Consider the following 15,828-nt stretch of genomic DNA (forward strand, 5'->3'; position numbering starts at 1 on the left):
AAAGTCTACCTCTTATACAAAATTAACTAACAAATTCGTTAAAAACCAGTGCTTTATAAATATTTACTGGGTTTTCAGGCGTAATAGTCTTTATTAATTGGAATATCATTTATTCTTTCTGTAGATAAAATATTACTTGCTTCACTTATTGTAAATTTATTTTCATAAAGAGCTTTTCCTACTATTACTCCACATAGTCCAGAATCTTCAAATTTAGTTAATGATAACAAGTCAGAAATTGAACCTACACCGCCTGAAGCAATAACCGGAATATCAGTAATTTCAATAATCTCTTTTATAAAAACTTCATTTGTCCCTTCTAAGGTTCCATCGGTATTAATGTCTGTAATAATAAAACTGGCAATTTTAAAAGAGGAAAATTCCTTTACTAAATCTGTGGCTAACACATCGGATTCTTCTAGCCATCCTCTTGTGCTTACTTTTCCCTCCTTTGAATCAATTCCAACAATAATTCTTTTTGGAAATTTGCTTGATAGACTTTTAACTAGTTCTTTATTTTCAATAGCTGAGGTTCCCATTATAACCTTATCGACTCCGTAGGAAAATAATTGTTCAATCCTTTCTTGTGATCTTATACCTCCTCCAATTTGAATAGGAATATTGACTGATTTGACAATCTTTTTAATTGATTGATCATTTGTTGGAATACCGGTTTTAGCAGCATCCAAATCAACGATATGAATACATTTTGCACCCTCTTTTTCCCAGTATTTTGCTTGTTCATAAGGCTCTCTAGAGAAGTCTTTTCTCTTGTTAAAGTCGCCTTTAAAAAGTCTTACACATTTACCATTCATCAAATCTATTGCGGGAATTAGTTTCATGGATTTATCCTTTTCATTAATTACTTCTTAGTAGTACTATTCATAAATGTACTTCTAACTTAGATTACTACTTTAGTTTAATATTTTTGGAATATGAAAATTCTTGTAATGGGTGGAACAAGATTTGTGGGCAAGTCTTTAGTGGGTAAGTTGCTAAATCAAGATCATGATATTGATATTTTTACAAGGGGTAATAAATCTAATCCTGAAAATACAAATTTAATAAAAGGTGATAGAAATGATATTGAATGTATTCTTAAACTACAAAATAATAAATATGATGTAATCTATGATATCTCTGGTCGTGAAGTAGAACAAACAAAAATTCTTATCGATAATGTAGCTGATTCTTTTCAACGATATATTTACGTTAGTTCAGCAGGTGTTTATTCGGAGAATTATGAATTACCTTTATCAGAGGACTCTTTACTTGATCCTCAAAGTAGGCATAAAGGAAAGTTCGAAACTGAAAATTGGCTAATTGAACAAAAGATCCCTTTTACAAGTTTTAGACCTACTTATATTTATGGACCTGGAAATTATAATAAAATTGAAAATTGGTTCTTTGAAAGGTTATTTCAACTGAAAAAAGTCCCTATTCCTGGCGATGGTTCACTGATAACTCAGTTAGGTCATGTTTCAGATTTAAGTGATGTAATGATTAAGTGTTTAGATTTTGATAAATCTAAAAATAATATCTATAACTGTTCGGGAGAAAAAGGGATAACCATAAAAGGTTTGATTTATATGTGTGCAGAAGTTTGTGGTTTAAAGAAAAACGATATATCTTTAAATAAATTTGATTATGAAAAATTAGATCCTAAATCAAGAAAAGGATTCCCAATTAGATTAAATCACTATCAAACTGATATTTCCAAAATCAAAAATGATTTAAATTGGGAACCAAAATTTGATTTATTTAGTGGTTTGAAAGATAGTTTTATCAAAGATTATCAATTTAAAAAGGACAATAAATTTGATAGAACTTCAGATAGTGTTCTTTTTAACTCTTAAATAATCTATAAAAGTTAAAAGTGTCAAAATAAATCCAAGCCAATAACATGTTATTCCTAAATTAAATAATAAATATTTAGAAAATGGTTGGAAAAATATAACTAATGCAATAAAAAAGAAGAAGGTTTTATACTTCCCTAGTTGAGAAGCAGGTAATCCATCTTTCATAGTAGTTCTTAATGCAGATATTATTAATTCTCTAAATAATATTAATGCTAATGACCAAAAAGGAATTATTTCCATTTTACTCAGCCACAATAAAGGAATTAGCAAAAATATTTTGTCTGCTAGTGGGTCAATAATAGCTCCAAACTTTGTTTTAAGATTTAATTTCCTGGCAAAATACCCATCAAAATAATCAGTTATTCCTCCGAGAATAATTAAAGCGAAAACAAATTTGGTTTTGTTTATTTCTAAAAATATTATTAGTGGTAATGTTAGAAATAATCGAGATATTGTTAATATATTTGGAATATTTGCTATTAAATTTTTAACGCTTTTATTTTTGTTTAACAAAATATTTCTATAAATAAATTATATTTTACACTTTTATAAGTTTTAGGTTTTGACAAAATTCTAAAGATTATAAACACTTCTTCAATATAAGAGTAAGTATATTTTATATTATTAATACATTATAGTTACTGAAATGCAGCCCCATAGCTTAAAGCTATCTTCAGATTCTGATTTAATTATTTGTATTAAGAAATATTCTTTTTCAAATAATTTAAATGGTTATGTATCTGGTGTAGTAGGCAATCTTAGGAAGGCTAGTATTCAGTGCCCAGGTAACCAAGAAATTAGTATATTTGAAGGTAACTTAGAAATAGTATCTCTTAATGGGCATTTCAATAATGGCGATGTTCACCTTCATCTGAGTTTCGCTGATGAAGGATGTAATGTTTTTGGAGGACATTTAGAAGAAGGCTCGATTGTTAAAAAAGGAACGGATATTTTATTAGTTTCTTTTGAAAATGAGATTATTGATTTCTCTAATCAAAATTCAACTAACAATCAATCACGAGTTAAAGCATATATCCTTAAAAATTGTCCTTGGTCAAAGAGAAGTCTTAGGTTACTTGATTCGTTATCTATTCCGCATGAAGCGATTCTTATTGAGAATGACAAAGAGTTTCAAAAGGTTAATTCATTAAGTAATCACAATACTTTTCCTCAAATATTTTTAGATGATGTTTTTTTTGGAGGATATGATGAACTATCAAAACAAGCAAAACATGATTATTTAAATTCATTTAAATAATCATGTTTAAGCTATTTGTCTCGATTTATAAGTTTTTCCGAATTTAATTCATCCTCTAGCTGCTTTATTAATCTCGCAACTAGAGTTTGAAATTCCGGCTGACATCCTTTAAATGCTGCTTTATGCCTAATTGGTTCATTTCTTGTTCTTAAATCAGTAAGCATCAATTGTAATGCATCAATATTTGGGTTTATTTTCATGGTTTTTATTTATTTTTGCATCTTTTAAATATTTTGCATAGCCTTTTTAAAAGATACTTTTTTATTCTCACTGGAACTTGTTACTTCTATTGTTTTATTAAAAGATTGTTTGTTACTTAAGGAATCTATACAACATTTTGCTACTAATCTTCTTGGTATAGAACCTTTAAATTGTGTATCTTCTTTTGAATAATCTATGTTCTCATCTTTTATTTTTTCAATTTCTTTTAATCCTCCAGGCCTTATTATTGTCCAATCGAAATTTTGATTTTTTAGAAAGTTCTCACCAATTTTTTTCCAGATAAGAATTAAACCAAATAAGTTTAATGGGTGAAAAAATTTACCAGTACACAAAGAGCTTACTAAAATAACTCTCTTTATTCCGACTCTTTTACAACTTTCTAATTGTCTATACACCCCTAGTGCATCTACTTTTGCAGGTCCAGTTAAATCTAATGAAGCTCTTGCTCCGGTAGCAATTATTAATGCATCTACATTTTCTAAAGCCTTATCTAGTGCACCTCTATTATCTAATGAAATTCTAAAGGTTTCTGTATTTTTAAGATTCTCTGGAACCTTTGAATTTTTCCTAACTATCTGATTTACTTTTATTCCTTTCTTTAATGCTTCTTCTGTTATTCTATATCCTGTTTTACCTGATGCTCCGGTAATCGCAATTTTCATAATAATATATTTAATTTTATTATTATATTAAGTTTTTAAGGCTTTTTACATATAAACTTCTTTTTTCTATTGGGATATAGTGTTCTGCACATTAAGCATTTTGTACCATCGCAACCTCTTGCCGTACAATATTCTCTTCCATAGAAAATTATTTGCAAATGTAATATGTTCCACTCTGAGATTGGAAAAATATTTTTAAGATCTTTTTCGGTCTGCTTTACATTATCTCCATTTGTAAGTCCCCATCTTTGTGATAAACGATGTATGTGAGTATCAACAGGGAAAGATGGAATATTGAATACTTGTGACATTACAACTGAAGCTGTTTTATGACCAACTCCAGGTAGTGACTCAAGATCTTCGAATGAATTGGGGACTTGACCATGAAATTTTTCGATTATTAATTTTGATAAGAGGTAAATATTTTTAGATTTTTGGTTGGAAAGACCTAATTGTTTTATGTATTCATATATTTTTGATACACCGAGTTCTTTCATTTTTTCTGGAGTATCTGCGACTTTATATAATTCCTTAGTTAGTTCATTAACTTTCTTATCTGTAGACTGGGCGCTTAATACTACTGCTACAAGCAGAGTGAAAGCATTTGTGTGATCAAGGGGGATTGGAGGAGATGGATATAATTTTTTAAGTTCTTTAAGTATGATTTCTGCTCTTTCGCTCTTTTTCATTTATTTATTTTCTTTAAGGGATGTATAAAATTATACAAGTGTTATGAGAGATGAATTTTTTCTGCTAATTTTATTATTCTAAAGACTTTAATGTTTTAGTGGAAAAAGAGGCGTTAATAATTGATGATTTACATCATAAATATGATAATCAAAATACTTCAAATTGGATATTAGATGCAATTAACTTAAAAATAGAGAATGGTCAATTATTAGGACTTCTTGGACCTTCTGGTTCCGGTAAAACTACTCTTTTAAGATTGATCGCCGGATTTGAATATCCTTTTAAAGGAAAAATTATTCTAAATGATAAGGTAATTTCAAATAAACATAGAATACTACCTCCAGAAAAAAGGAAAATAGGAATGGTTTTCCAGGATTATGCTCTTTTTCCTCACCTAACTGTTTTAGAAAATGCAATGTTTGGTTTGAAAGATAAAAAGAATAAATCTAGAGTTAATTTTCTAATAAATATTGTTGGTCTAGATAAATTTATAAATAGATATCCACATGAATTATCAGGAGGACAAAAACAGAGACTTGCTATTGTTAGAGCTTTAGCTCCGGGAACAAATTTTATATTACTAGATGAACCATTTTGTAGTTTGGATATGCACGTAAAATTAAAATTAAGAAGTGAACTTCCAAATATCCTTAGAAGTTGCAATGCTAGTGGAATAATGGTTACTCATGATCCTGAAGAGGCAATGGCTATATGCGACAAGGTTGCTGTGATGAATGAAGGGAAAATACATCAAGTTGATTCACCTATGAAACTTATAGAAAACCCTAAAACAATTTTTGTAAGTAGTTTTATTCTTGGCAATAATATTCTTAATCTCAAAAAAGAAGAAAACTCTTATTCATGTTGTATAGGTGAAATAAATACTTCTTCTTTGGTGGGTAAAAACAATATCAAATTTATTTCTATTCCTCAGAAATTTATTTCTATTAAAAGTTCTGTAGATGGCGATGCAAAAATAGTTTCAAAAGAATTTATGGGTGAATATTTTCTTTATAAACTATCGCTTAAAGAAGAAACATTAAGGGTCAGAACTAACATTAATGATAACCTTAATGTTGGAGATAATTGTTTTTTAAGTATAGATAAAGATTGTTCCTGTTTTTTATATCCTGGAGCACATAAGATCTTTATTTAATTAAATTTTATAGGCAATTACACTTGCCCCCTTTCCAGTTTGAACATTTTTTCTTTTTACATTTCTTTTTTTTGTTAGCATATAATTTATTAATTAGTAGAAATTCATAATAATCTTTTCCTAAATTCATTTTATTGATATTGCTATTGATATTCATTATCATATTCACTCATATATTTTTAATCTTTTTGTAGTAACCAATTTATACAAAATGTTGTATTATTTAAATATATATTTTGATTGAAAATGACTATGAATAATTTACAAGCAAAAAAACTAGTTAATTTAGGCCCTTCTGGTAGAGCTGTTGCTCAGCCAATGGATGTTAGCTTATTGGATAACTTTTATGAACATCTAACAATGGAAAGATATGCGAATGTTCAATATTTTTCTATCTATTTATGGTTCCAAGAAAGAGATTTAGATGGCTTTGCTTCACATTTTCTAAGTGAATCTCAAGGAGAAATGGAACATGCCTATAAATTCGCTAATTATTTTATTGCTCGTGGACAAACTGTAAATTTGAAGGAATTACCTGCTCCAATTCAAACATGGGATTCTATTGAGGACATAATATCTTATTCATTCAATATGGAAGCTGATTTAACTTCTTCATTACAACAGCTATATTCAATTTCAGAGAGAATTTCAGATACAAGAACTAGTGTTTTCTTAGATCCAATTGTGGATGCTCAAACAAAATCTGAGGATGAATTTGCTCATATATTAGGAAAAGTTAAATTTGCAGCGAATCAGCCTTCTGCAATACTTTTAATTGATAGCGATTTAAAGAAAAAATAAATTCTTTTCTATTCTTTTTTGATAAATAGTTCTTTTACATTTCTCAACTAATAAACTAGAAAAACTAATATTTTCATTATTCCTATTTTTTAATACTTTTGCTATTGAATATATCTCATTTAATCTTTGCGAGATATTTATATTTTCATAAAATAATCTATCTCGCAAGCCTAGATGTGAAGTGTTGAAATAAGCTTGATGAATATTCGTTATCCTGTCACTTAATGAGTCAACTTCCATTAGTAAGTTATTGATTATGAATTCGGATTTATACATATTTCGTTTATAAAGGTGAGGCTTCAATAAAGGATGGGGCCACACTTAATGTCTGTGTACCATTTGGAGCTATTAATAACTCAGATGAACGGAGTTTTGAGATTAATCTTGTAGATGTTACCCTTGTTGAACCTATTAATTCTCCTATCCTTTCATGAGTAAGCCTAAAAGGTAATTCGCACCATTGACCGCATCTTCTTCCGAGACGGTTCACTAATATTGAAAATAGAGCTTGCATTCTTTGCTCTGCATTTCCAAGATGTCTTATTCTTAAGAGTTGAAGAGTCCATTCATTAACAGCATCAAAGCCAGAATTTTCAGCAATATTAACATTACTATGGAAGGACAAATCAGTTAACGCTTCTACACAAACACCTTCACTACATAATAAATCAGTTCTTAATTGATCTCCTGATTGCAAGAAAGCAAGAGTCATTCCTTCTGTCTCTTCACATGGACAATATACCCTTGCAATACCTGTCTCAACTTCAAGACAGGTCCCCTTTGGCCTTGATGAAGGATCTATAAGAACTGACTGCCCAGTTATTATTCGTACAGTTTTTGATGAATATTCTCCATAATTATGGAAATTCATATTATTTATACTTTGATAATGAGAATTATTATCAATTATGGATCAAATAAATACTTATTGCAACAGATTCTCATTATCATAACTAGTTTTGAATTTTTTCTTTACATTAGTAATTCGAATATAATTTAAATGGGTGGAATTAATTTTAGAATTAGATATGAGCTCTAATAAAATTTGTTTAAATTGTGGTAGTTCCGATCTTGTCTCTGACAGATCATTAGGAGGTAGGATGGTCTGCTTTAAATGTGGTTCCTCTTCATTTAAAAATAATTCTTTTTCGCGCATTCAAAACAAAAAGATTATTTATTTATTAATTGCCTTGGTTATTCTATTGATTGTAGTTCTTTAGGTTTTCTGTAAACATGCCAATAGCCTTTATGTTTTGTAACCTCGATATTAATATCAAATAAAATACTTAAATTTTTGCCATTTATTGTTTCGCTTTGCGTTCCATCTGCAATTATTATTCTTTCTTTCATCATTATGACCCTGTTGTATATTTCTGTAATCATTGATATATCATGAGTTACGCAAATTATTTTCGTATTTAATCTTGTTAATTCATTAATTTGATCTATTACATAAAATTTTGATTTTAAATCTAAATTAGCAATAGGCTCATCTAGAATTAATATCTCCGGATTTTTAACTAAAGCTCTAGCAATTAGAACAATTTGTTTCTCACCCTCAGATAATTGTGAAAAATATCTTTGGGATAACTTTGTTAATAACATCTTGTTAATAAGATTTTCCGCTAATAAAACATCCCTTTCACATTTATTTGAGATTTTGGAATACTTACCATGTAAACCACTAATAATTAAATCAAATACCGTTATATTTGCATTTATTCTTGCCTTAACGTCGTGATTTACTGTACTAATCTTTTTTCTAAGTTCCCAAATACTAATAAGTTCTTTATTAAATAGTTTAAAAACAGTTTCTTTCTTTAGAACTGGATATATATTTCTATTTATTAATTCTAATAAAGATGACTTTCCAGAGCCATTAGGTCCAATCAAAATTACATTTTCATTATATTTTAGTTTTAAATTTAAATCCTTCACTACCTCGTATTCATTTTTAAAGCAACTAATATTTTTTGCTTCAAGCCAATAATCATTAATCACTAAAATTTGTTACTCCAGAATATGAATAACTGTATTGAACTAAGAACGAATATTAAAAGATAAAGCCAATTAAGCCATGCTGGTCGATTAACTTTTTTCATTGACTTTATATTATGAGCAACAAAAACAACAGTGGTGCTGCATATCTTATAAATGTTTTTCTTATTATATTTATATTATTAATTACTTCCAATTTCTTAATTTCTGGAGGATATTTTAAAATTATCTCATCATAAACATTAAGTTCCTTATTTTTATTTATGTGTTTCCAAGGATTATCCTTTTCTTCAGATTTTTTATACCAATTCCAGAAATAATTTATTATTCTATCTTCACCTAGTAATTTTATCTCATCATTTTTTATTAAGCCTAATTTTTGATTATAAGTTTGGGTTTTAAGAATCATATAATCTTCATCAAAGATTTTGTAAAAAATCTTTTTTTGAATCTCTTTAAATAGTATTAAGTTATTAAGAAATTTGTTTTTAAGGAATTTCCTATAATGTCTAACTATTACTCTCGCTTTATTATCTCCTAGGGGAATGTGATCAAGTACTTGCACATATCGTGAAGCGGCTGGATCCCCCTTATAGATTAAAATCCTTCCTGGCGGAATATATTTTATTCTTATAAATTCTTTTGTAGGATTACTTTTGTAAAAATATATACTTTCAATATAATTTGTATTGATATTTATTTTTTGATTAAAACTTACTAGTACATTTTTATTTACATCTTTGTCTGGAATTGTATCCCCATGAACCCAAAATATATGAAGTATATCCAAATGATTTTCGATAATTCTTGACCAATCACATTTAAAATCAACTAAAACTTCTTCAGATACGGAATCTTTAACTGAAAATCCATTAGCAGTTAACTCATAATTACTGATTAATGCATCATCTTTAAAATTATTTAAATCTGTTTCTGACTTGTCAGTAAAATAAACAAAAATATAACTTCCCTTCTCTACTACTTTGTATTGAGATAAGTAAATTCTCTTTGCATAATTATCATAATTATTATCAACAATATGACTACAGATTATCCTATCTATATTTTGACAGTTTCCTTGAGAACTGAATCTTGCCCCATGATATGGGCATGTTAATTCACCATTAGAAATTGAACCGCCATAAAACGAGGAACCTCTATGAGGGCAAATATTTTTGATACATCTAACATTATTGTTCTTGTCTCTAAAAAGAAGAAGAGGTTCATCAAACAATGAAAAATAATGAATTTTATTTTTTTGAAGCTCTGTTGAAGGACAAATTGCATACCAGCCATATAAACCTAATTTTAAATCTTTTTGTTTTTCTCTTACCTCTAAATTATCTATATTAACAACGGTTCCTTTTTTAAAAGGCTTTAAAACCGTATTAATGTCTTTAGTTTTAAAAAAATTAATTTGCTTATTTTCCATAAACTAATATCTTTTTTTAATTGACCAGTTATCTTTGGAAACTATAACTCAAGTAAATAATCAATTTCTGTTATAAATAAAATTCTCTATCATTTGTAGCAATATTTGGAGAAGAAATATTAGATTATCATCCCCTTAACTAATAAAGTATCTTTTAAGCGTTTGAAAAGTAAAGTTTGTTCTATTCTTTGTTTTTTCAAATAATTTTGTAGATTTATCAAAATTTTCTTGAAAATATTTTATTTTTTAAATAACTTTATCTAACTTAAATTTTTTCTATACCAATGAATTATCAAGTTTTAATGAATGCGATTGTTTAATAATTCTTGTTAATGTAAATTAAATCAATAATATTTGGTTTTCAATGATTAAAAATATTTTTAATATCCTTTTATTATTTCTTTTCTTGATTTTCGATACCCCTGCTTATCCTATTGACTCTTCACAAAGGGCTATTGAAAAATATTCTTTAAAGATTTCCAGTAAGTTTGCAAATACTTATTGTAACTCGATAAAATTTGGTATCTCCAAGGATGGGGCGTTGAGATTTTCAATAGGAGAGACAAATAAAGAATTTTCTAATAGTAAATTAAATAAATTTATTGACTATGAACTTCTTAATAAAAATATTCTGCTAAGCCTAAAAAATAATTGCAAGATATTCGACTTCCCTGAATATGAATTAGACAAATTGGCATTTAAAAACTAAATTTTAAATATTTCCTAAAATAAAGCTTTATTTCTTCCCTATCCAATCATTTGGTTTCTCCATCATCCAGTCAAAAACCCCTTTTGCATCAAGATTTCTAGAGGCAATTATGAATAATATTGGAAATAATAAAGACACTATTCCGATTACAAATATTTCTAATTTTCCAATTCCAATTTCAGATAATGTTAAAGCAAAAATTTTAATCATTTTTCGATTCTATTACTAATTTGGTGACTGGCAATAGTTGATAAATCAATATTAGAATAATTTATGTTTATGAAAATTATATTACTAAATTATGGCTAACTTTAATCTAATATTTTGTATAAAGTACCTATTTAACAATTCATGTTATTTAAATAACTTATATGAAGAGTTTAATTTTTAATGACGTTTAATTTATTAACCTACTTTATTGCATCGATTTTGACATTATTGATAATTTTCATGTTTTCTAAAATCTTTTTTAAAAGTAAAAAAAGAAGTGCAGAAAGTATTTATAAATTAATTGATGATTTAGAAAAAAAATATATCTATTAGATTTATTCAAACTTCTAATTGGGAATGTTATTTAATAATTGAAAATATTTTCACTTATTAATGAAATTAATCAAATTCTATGCCAACTTCTTCTTTAGCATCTCTATCTAAATCAGGAAGATGTGGTTCTACCCAGTGTTCTTTATTATCGATACCTGCTGCGTTGACATAATTCATAATGTGTTGATCAACTTGCTTATATAAGTCATGAAGGTTTAAATCCATCCGAATGTCATGAGCAATTTCTGAAACTTGTTGCTCAGTTAAACAATGATCCGGATGTAATAAATCACAACAAGGAATTCTTTTTTCAATCAACTCATTTATGTTGATCTTTATTTCGTAATCTTGATGTACAGTCATTACTGTATAAAGTAATTAATAATAATAATAATTACTCTTTTATTTATTTACGAGTTCGGTTATGAAACGAAGTTGTTTGGTTTGAGAACTTTATCTTTTTCATTTAATTATCTTAATTTTCATGTGAAATGAAAAGAAAATTGAAAATGCACTTGCATGGATATATTTTTATGTTTGATTTAAATAAAAGACATTAATTATGAATTCATTAAAGTTCTCTAGAGAGACGGGGAGTTATTTGCTAAAAATATTAGATAAATTTAAAAAGAAGAAATCTAGTGGAGGAGCTTTCATTACATGGTTCCTTGTATGGTATTTTGGTTCTTCAATATTATTATTACTAAGCTTGCATTCTTATTATATGGGCTTTGCTAAATAATAATAAACGAAGTTTAAAAAAGTTTAATTATATAAACAGGTCTTCCAAGTCCTTATATAAATCATCTTGATCTAATTGATTACCTGGAGAATCTAGTTTCTCTACTTCTATTAAAGACACTTCATCTTTAGACTTGTAATAAAGATATCCAATGGCCCCGAACAAAAGAGTGAAAGGTATGATCATAATAATAATTATTGACTTGTTTTGAATATAGTGCAACACTTACTTAAGTCAAGTGCTGAACTTTTATATGCCCACAAAGAAAAGAAGAGTTGGTTTTATCCCTAGAAGCGATGTCTTGGATATAATAAATAAATTAAGTTTTGAAAGCAATTTAAGTATTTCCAAAATAATTAATATTTTAGTAGAGGAGGCACTTTATAAAAGAGGGATATTCAATATAAAAAATGGTGAAGTTTTGAATTATGAAAAAGATAATTTTGATAATGAAAATCCAATAAAGATAAAAAATGATGACAAAGATATCTCTAATGAAATTAATAATGCTGAAATTCAATATGTTAAAGAGCCGAGGAATAAATTTATTGACAAAGAAATTTATGAAAAATTTTTAATGTTCCTTCAATTTCAAGATGAAATGAAAAAAAGGGATTAATATAATAAGTGTTGCACTGTTCAGTACAGTAAGGTACTATTTAGGAGCACATATTTTGAATTTTTAAGTCTTTGTCGAATATTTATTTTCTGAGATTAGAAAATAAATTCAGTTATTTTGAGGTCCTTTTCCTTTTTCTTTAACTTTTACTATGAATTTTTATACTCAGGAATTAAAGCTTAACCTTTTGCCTCCAGATAAATTATATTGTGATTTTAATTATTGGAGCTCTTTATTTACTCAAGATATGTCCATACTTTGGGAAAAGGGACATTGTATTCCTTTAAAGAAATTACCATCCGAAGTTTCTGATATGATTTTCCCTTATTTATTATTAGCCTTATCAGACTACAAGATTTTGAATAAAAAGAATTTAAAAGGGATTGGACTTGATAACTTATTAAACCTATGGTTTGATAAATATTCTTTGAACAAAAATGGTTATTTCCAACTTACGAGTTTAACTAGAAAAAATATAATTTAAACAATAAGGTATTTTAAGATTATTTTTATTAATTTTTTCTTCAAAAGTTTTCAGTAAATAGATTAGATAATTTTAAAAAGTAATTGCACTAAAAATAAATTGTTTATAAACAAATCAAATAAAAAAATATTTGTATATTTATTTATTGATAGCGGACTAAATCCTCGTGGAGAATTGGACTTTAGTCCGCTCTATCTTTTTAGCAAAGTAATATTTAAGTGGCAAGTTAAGTCTCAATTTTTATTTTAATGATATCTTTTAACTCTTAATTTTAAATATTATTTTACCAAGTTGATTTGTTAGTTTATTTAGGATCAATATTTATAAATTACCATTTATTTACTTAAAAATAAAATTAGTCCACGAGTAAAGATAATTGCAACCGCGAAAAGATAAATCCAAAACAATACCATACTTATCTTGTTCTCTAAATTACCTTTGTGATAATTGTCTTTCATTAATAATTAATAGCAATATGATATTAAAGATAAAAAGAATTCTAAGGTCCTATCAATAATTGTAACTTCCTGAAAATTTTTTTGAAAAAATTTTATTTGTGGGATATTTTCTAACTGATTTTTATCTGAGTAAAGTTTTACATATTTTTTTGGAAGTATTCCTCGGAATAAATCATTAATGCAAGTTTTATTAAACGAAAGGTAATAATTAATTTTTCTAATAATTAAATATCAAAATTAGTGTTTATTTTTTTAGATTATTTTTAATTTTTACTAATTTATCATCACTAGTCGAAGTTATTTCTTTCTATTATTTCTTGATTTCAATTTAAAATTTCTTAATGATAATTTTCCATTAGTTATAGTTTTTATTTATTTGAACTTGTTTTTATTACTAAATTTCTCTTAAATTTTTATTTGCCTATTTTTTCTATAAACACTTCTGGATCTGAGAAATCTTCTTTAATTTGTTTTAAACGTTTTTGGTAAATAACCTCGTATTTAGACTCGGAAGGATCACGGCTTTTGAATCTATTATAATTTTCTCCTTCATATTTTTCTAAGTTTATAAATTCTTCTACTTGTTTGATAAGATCTTTATAAATTGAAGCTCCTATAATTTGTTCTTGAGAAAGGTCTCTTGAATTTGAATTAACATACTCAATAATTCCTTTATATGTATAAAGCCATTGTCTCCTTATCACAGGATCGAGGGCGATAACTTCTTTAACTATAAAGTTTGTACACAGTTTCAACTTTATTTTTAAATCTTTAATATCAGTCAAAAAATAAGGGAAGAATGCTTAAATCATTTTAGATCAAGCTTTATATAATTACTATTATGTTTTTTTGGACTCTTATTTAATTATTCAAATTAAATTCTAAAGAAAAAATCATCAAAAAATATTCTGTAAACTTTATTTTTGTAGCTTATAACCAAATTGAATCAATTGGTTATACGTAGATTTAATTTGTAAATGGTTTAAAGATAGACGTCTTTCTTCATTCTTTTGGACATAAAAAAAACCTTTATTATCTAAATTTTTCTCAATTGTTACGTTTTGCCTCCCTTTATTTAGAATCCAAGGCTCCTTTTGAAAATTCTCATCTCCAAATTTATAATCCCATGGGAAAGTTTCGGCAATTTTATTTTCTTGTGACAAGTAAGGTATTTATCGCTTGTGATACTTTAACTGTACTTTATTTTATTGTTGTTGAAGTAATTGATGGCTATATATTTACTTTTTGATTTATAAGGTCTCTCCACAAACAAGCCATTACGTAAGTTAAAAGTGAGCTTGAAAATATTAAAAAAAATGATGTAGTAGTCATGTTGTTATTTGTTAAATAAACCCTAGTGAACCCGCTGTCTAACCAATAGTTAAACAGAAGATGAATTCAAGTAAATCTCTTGGAACAGAGTTAATAATTAAACTAAGTTGAGACAATTTTTATGACCTTATCGTTTTGTTTAATTCAAACTTTTCAGCTTTTTCAGTTTGACACTCAGTGTCATCTTCAGAACATTTTATTTCTGCTTTCTTGTTCATGTGACTGTTGCAACCGCCTGCCATAACTGGTAAACCACTTGTAGCTGTAAAGCCAGTTAAACATAAGAAGGCTATGTATGGAATGATTCTTTTCATCTAATTGTTACTATATGTAAACTTATTATGTTACATTTAATTCCTAACTGTGAGTAGATAGGATATTCTTTTGAGTTTCATTGATTTATTAATGAATTTAATTATTTGTATGTATGCCGATAGATTTTGAAAAGACTTATTTATTTGTTTTTACTATATAAGTTAAGTTCTTTATAAGCAAAAAAAAACTTCGCTAAATAATGCCGAGCCTAGGTGATGAGGACTTTTATTATTACAGAAATTTTATATAGATCAACCCACTCAAATGATGCAAGTATTTTATAAATCACTACATTAGTCTCATTTTCTTTAAATATTATTTTTTTATTGGAAAGGCTTAGTGATGTTTATTAATTAGTTTTTTAAGCTCCTAATTAAGTTAAATTTTATTATGCAATATTAAATAATTCTTTATTTATGGAAGTTTAAATTAATTTATTTAGCAATTAAATTTATTTACATGACTGTTACTAAGAAAAGAATTGGATTTCTAACGTCGGAAGTTAATATCTTTTTTTACTTTTTTTTAGAGACTAATCAATATAAAAG

The 15,828-nt window shown here is 26.9% G+C and carries 24 protein-coding genes; 8 read left to right on the plus strand and 16 right to left on the minus strand.

The annotated features are described in order from the left end of the window. Positions 1-74 precede the first annotated feature (74 nt). Positions 75-842, minus strand: a complete 768-nt coding sequence (gene hisA, locus ACTF45_RS07475; RefSeq protein ID WP_288346721.1) for a 1-(5-phosphoribosyl)-5-[(5-phosphoribosylamino)methylideneamino]imidazole-4-carboxamide isomerase — start codon at positions 840-842, stop codon at positions 75-77. A gap of 93 nt (positions 843-935) precedes the next feature. Between hisA and ACTF45_RS07480 the strand changes: the two genes are divergently transcribed. After that, positions 936-1,856, plus strand: coding sequence for an NAD-dependent epimerase/dehydratase family protein (locus tag ACTF45_RS07480; protein WP_288346720.1), 921 nt, complete (start codon positions 936-938; stop codon positions 1,854-1,856). Here the strand turns inward: ACTF45_RS07480 and pgsA are convergent. Beyond that, on the minus strand, positions 1,830-2,372 hold the full coding sequence (gene pgsA, locus ACTF45_RS07485) for a CDP-diacylglycerol--glycerol-3-phosphate 3-phosphatidyltransferase (protein WP_438949675.1): 543 nt from the start codon (positions 2,370-2,372) through the stop codon (positions 1,830-1,832). The two genes, ACTF45_RS07480 and pgsA, sit on opposite strands and share 27 nt — an antisense overlap. A 133-nt stretch (positions 2,373-2,505) precedes the next feature. On the opposite strand from pgsA, the gene ACTF45_RS07490 reads away from it, so the two are divergent. After that, the gene (locus ACTF45_RS07490; protein WP_288346719.1) at positions 2,506-3,117 is read left to right on the plus strand and encodes a PCC domain-containing protein; all 612 of its coding nucleotides are present in this window, start codon (positions 2,506-2,508) and stop codon (positions 3,115-3,117) included. Between the two features lie 11 nt (positions 3,118-3,128). Here ACTF45_RS07490 and ACTF45_RS07495 read toward each other — a convergent pair whose 3' ends face one another. Genes ACTF45_RS07495 through nth form a run of 3 tightly spaced genes read right to left on the minus strand, consistent with a single transcriptional unit; the run spans position 3,129 to position 4,690 of the window. Next, the gene (locus ACTF45_RS07495) at positions 3,129-3,317 is read right to left on the minus strand and encodes a hypothetical protein (RefSeq protein ID WP_011132434.1); all 189 of its coding nucleotides are present in this window, start codon (positions 3,315-3,317) and stop codon (positions 3,129-3,131) included. A 24-nt stretch (positions 3,318-3,341) separates the two neighbouring features. Further along, positions 3,342-4,001, minus strand: coding sequence for an SDR family oxidoreductase (locus tag ACTF45_RS07500; RefSeq protein ID WP_438949676.1), 660 nt, complete (start codon positions 3,999-4,001; stop codon positions 3,342-3,344). 35 nt (positions 4,002-4,036) lie between these two features. Beyond that, positions 4,037-4,690 (minus strand): endonuclease III, encoded by a 654-nt coding sequence (gene nth, locus ACTF45_RS07505; RefSeq protein ID WP_438949677.1) that lies wholly within the window; start codon positions 4,688-4,690, stop codon positions 4,037-4,039. Positions 4,691-4,788: 98 nt separating this feature from the next. On the opposite strand from nth, the gene ACTF45_RS07510 reads away from it, so the two are divergent. Both ACTF45_RS07510 and ACTF45_RS07515 read left to right on the plus strand, forming a co-directional pair. Then, positions 4,789-5,847, plus strand: coding sequence for an ABC transporter ATP-binding protein (locus ACTF45_RS07510; RefSeq protein WP_438949678.1), 1,059 nt, complete (start codon positions 4,789-4,791; stop codon positions 5,845-5,847). Positions 5,848-6,093: 246 nt separating this feature from the next. Continuing rightward, positions 6,094-6,648, plus strand: a complete 555-nt coding sequence (locus ACTF45_RS07515) for a ferritin (protein WP_438949679.1) — start codon at positions 6,094-6,096, stop codon at positions 6,646-6,648. On the opposite strand, the gene ACTF45_RS07520 is transcribed toward ACTF45_RS07515, so the two are convergent. The 5 genes from ACTF45_RS07520 to ACTF45_RS07540 form a co-directional block, all read right to left on the minus strand. Continuing rightward, positions 6,634-6,888 carry a hypothetical protein gene (locus ACTF45_RS07520; protein WP_438949680.1) on the minus strand — a complete coding sequence of 85 codons (255 nt, stop codon included), beginning with the start codon at positions 6,886-6,888 and terminating at the stop codon, positions 6,634-6,636. The genes ACTF45_RS07515 and ACTF45_RS07520 overlap by 15 nt on opposite strands. 43 nt (positions 6,889-6,931) lie before the next feature. Further along, positions 6,932-7,519 carry a helix-turn-helix domain-containing protein gene (locus tag ACTF45_RS07525; RefSeq protein WP_438949681.1) on the minus strand — a complete coding sequence of 196 codons (588 nt, stop codon included), beginning with the start codon at positions 7,517-7,519 and terminating at the stop codon, positions 6,932-6,934. A gap of 54 nt (positions 7,520-7,573) precedes the next feature. Next, entirely contained in the window at positions 7,574-7,804 is a 231-nt protein-coding gene (locus ACTF45_RS07530) for a hypothetical protein (protein WP_438949682.1), read from the minus strand. Between the two features lie 38 nt (positions 7,805-7,842). Beyond that, positions 7,843-8,649 carry an ABC transporter ATP-binding protein gene (locus tag ACTF45_RS07535; RefSeq protein WP_438949683.1) on the minus strand — a complete coding sequence of 269 codons (807 nt, stop codon included), beginning with the start codon at positions 8,647-8,649 and terminating at the stop codon, positions 7,843-7,845. 106 nt (positions 8,650-8,755) lie between these two features. Then, a complete protein-coding gene (locus ACTF45_RS07540) occupies positions 8,756-10,078 on the minus strand; it encodes a Rieske 2Fe-2S domain-containing protein (RefSeq protein WP_438949684.1) in 1,323 nt (440 codons plus the stop codon). 364 nt (positions 10,079-10,442) lie between these two features. Here ACTF45_RS07540 and ACTF45_RS07545 point away from each other — a divergent pair, with 364 nt between their 5' ends. Continuing rightward, on the plus strand, positions 10,443-10,787 hold the full coding sequence (locus ACTF45_RS07545; RefSeq protein ID WP_438949685.1) for an RNA-binding protein: 345 nt from the start codon (positions 10,443-10,445) through the stop codon (positions 10,785-10,787). A gap of 27 nt (positions 10,788-10,814) precedes the next feature. Here the strand turns inward: ACTF45_RS07545 and ACTF45_RS07550 are convergent, their stop codons facing one another. Further along, positions 10,815-10,997 (minus strand): hypothetical protein, encoded by a 183-nt coding sequence (locus ACTF45_RS07550; protein WP_438949686.1) that lies wholly within the window; start codon positions 10,995-10,997, stop codon positions 10,815-10,817. 399 nt (positions 10,998-11,396) lie between these two features. Then, a complete protein-coding gene (locus ACTF45_RS07555; RefSeq protein ID WP_011132444.1) occupies positions 11,397-11,693 on the minus strand; it encodes a hypothetical protein in 297 nt (98 codons plus the stop codon). 199 nt (positions 11,694-11,892) lie between these two features. Here ACTF45_RS07555 and ACTF45_RS07560 point away from each other — a divergent pair, with 199 nt between their 5' ends. Then, a complete protein-coding gene (locus ACTF45_RS07560; RefSeq protein ID WP_438949687.1) occupies positions 11,893-12,072 on the plus strand; it encodes a hypothetical protein in 180 nt (59 codons plus the stop codon). A gap of 27 nt (positions 12,073-12,099) precedes the next feature. On the opposite strand, the gene ACTF45_RS07565 is transcribed toward ACTF45_RS07560, so the two are convergent. Continuing rightward, entirely contained in the window at positions 12,100-12,258 is a 159-nt protein-coding gene (locus tag ACTF45_RS07565) for a hypothetical protein (protein WP_438949688.1), read from the minus strand. Positions 12,259-12,325: 67 nt separating this feature from the next. Between ACTF45_RS07565 and ACTF45_RS07570 the strand changes: the two genes are divergently transcribed. Together ACTF45_RS07570 and ACTF45_RS07575 are read left to right on the plus strand one after the other, a co-directional pair. Beyond that, complete coding sequence (locus ACTF45_RS07570; RefSeq protein ID WP_438949689.1) at positions 12,326-12,691, plus strand: hypothetical protein; 366 nt, start codon at positions 12,326-12,328, stop codon at positions 12,689-12,691. Positions 12,692-12,842: 151 nt separating this feature from the next. Then, a complete protein-coding gene (locus ACTF45_RS07575) occupies positions 12,843-13,175 on the plus strand; it encodes a hypothetical protein (RefSeq protein ID WP_438949690.1) in 333 nt (110 codons plus the stop codon). 871 nt (positions 13,176-14,046) lie between these two features. Here ACTF45_RS07575 and ACTF45_RS07580 read toward each other — a convergent pair. The 3 genes from ACTF45_RS07580 to ACTF45_RS07590 all read right to left on the minus strand — a co-directional run bounded on the left by ACTF45_RS07580 (position 14,047) and on the right by ACTF45_RS07590 (position 15,279). Then, the gene (locus ACTF45_RS07580; RefSeq protein WP_438949691.1) at positions 14,047-14,418 is read right to left on the minus strand and encodes a hypothetical protein; all 372 of its coding nucleotides are present in this window, start codon (positions 14,416-14,418) and stop codon (positions 14,047-14,049) included. A gap of 132 nt (positions 14,419-14,550) precedes the next feature. Further along, positions 14,551-14,796, minus strand: a complete 246-nt coding sequence (locus ACTF45_RS07585; protein ID WP_438949692.1) for a cytochrome oxidase — start codon at positions 14,794-14,796, stop codon at positions 14,551-14,553. Positions 14,797-15,084: 288 nt separating this feature from the next. Further along, on the minus strand, positions 15,085-15,279 hold the full coding sequence (locus tag ACTF45_RS07590; protein WP_438949693.1) for a hypothetical protein: 195 nt from the start codon (positions 15,277-15,279) through the stop codon (positions 15,085-15,087). Positions 15,280-15,828: the final 549 nt, after the last annotated feature.

Source organism: Prochlorococcus sp., from assembly GCF_965655815.1.
In the GTDB taxonomy this organism is placed as follows: Bacteria; Cyanobacteriota; Cyanobacteriia; order PCC-6307; family Cyanobiaceae; genus Prochlorococcus_A; species Prochlorococcus_A pastoris.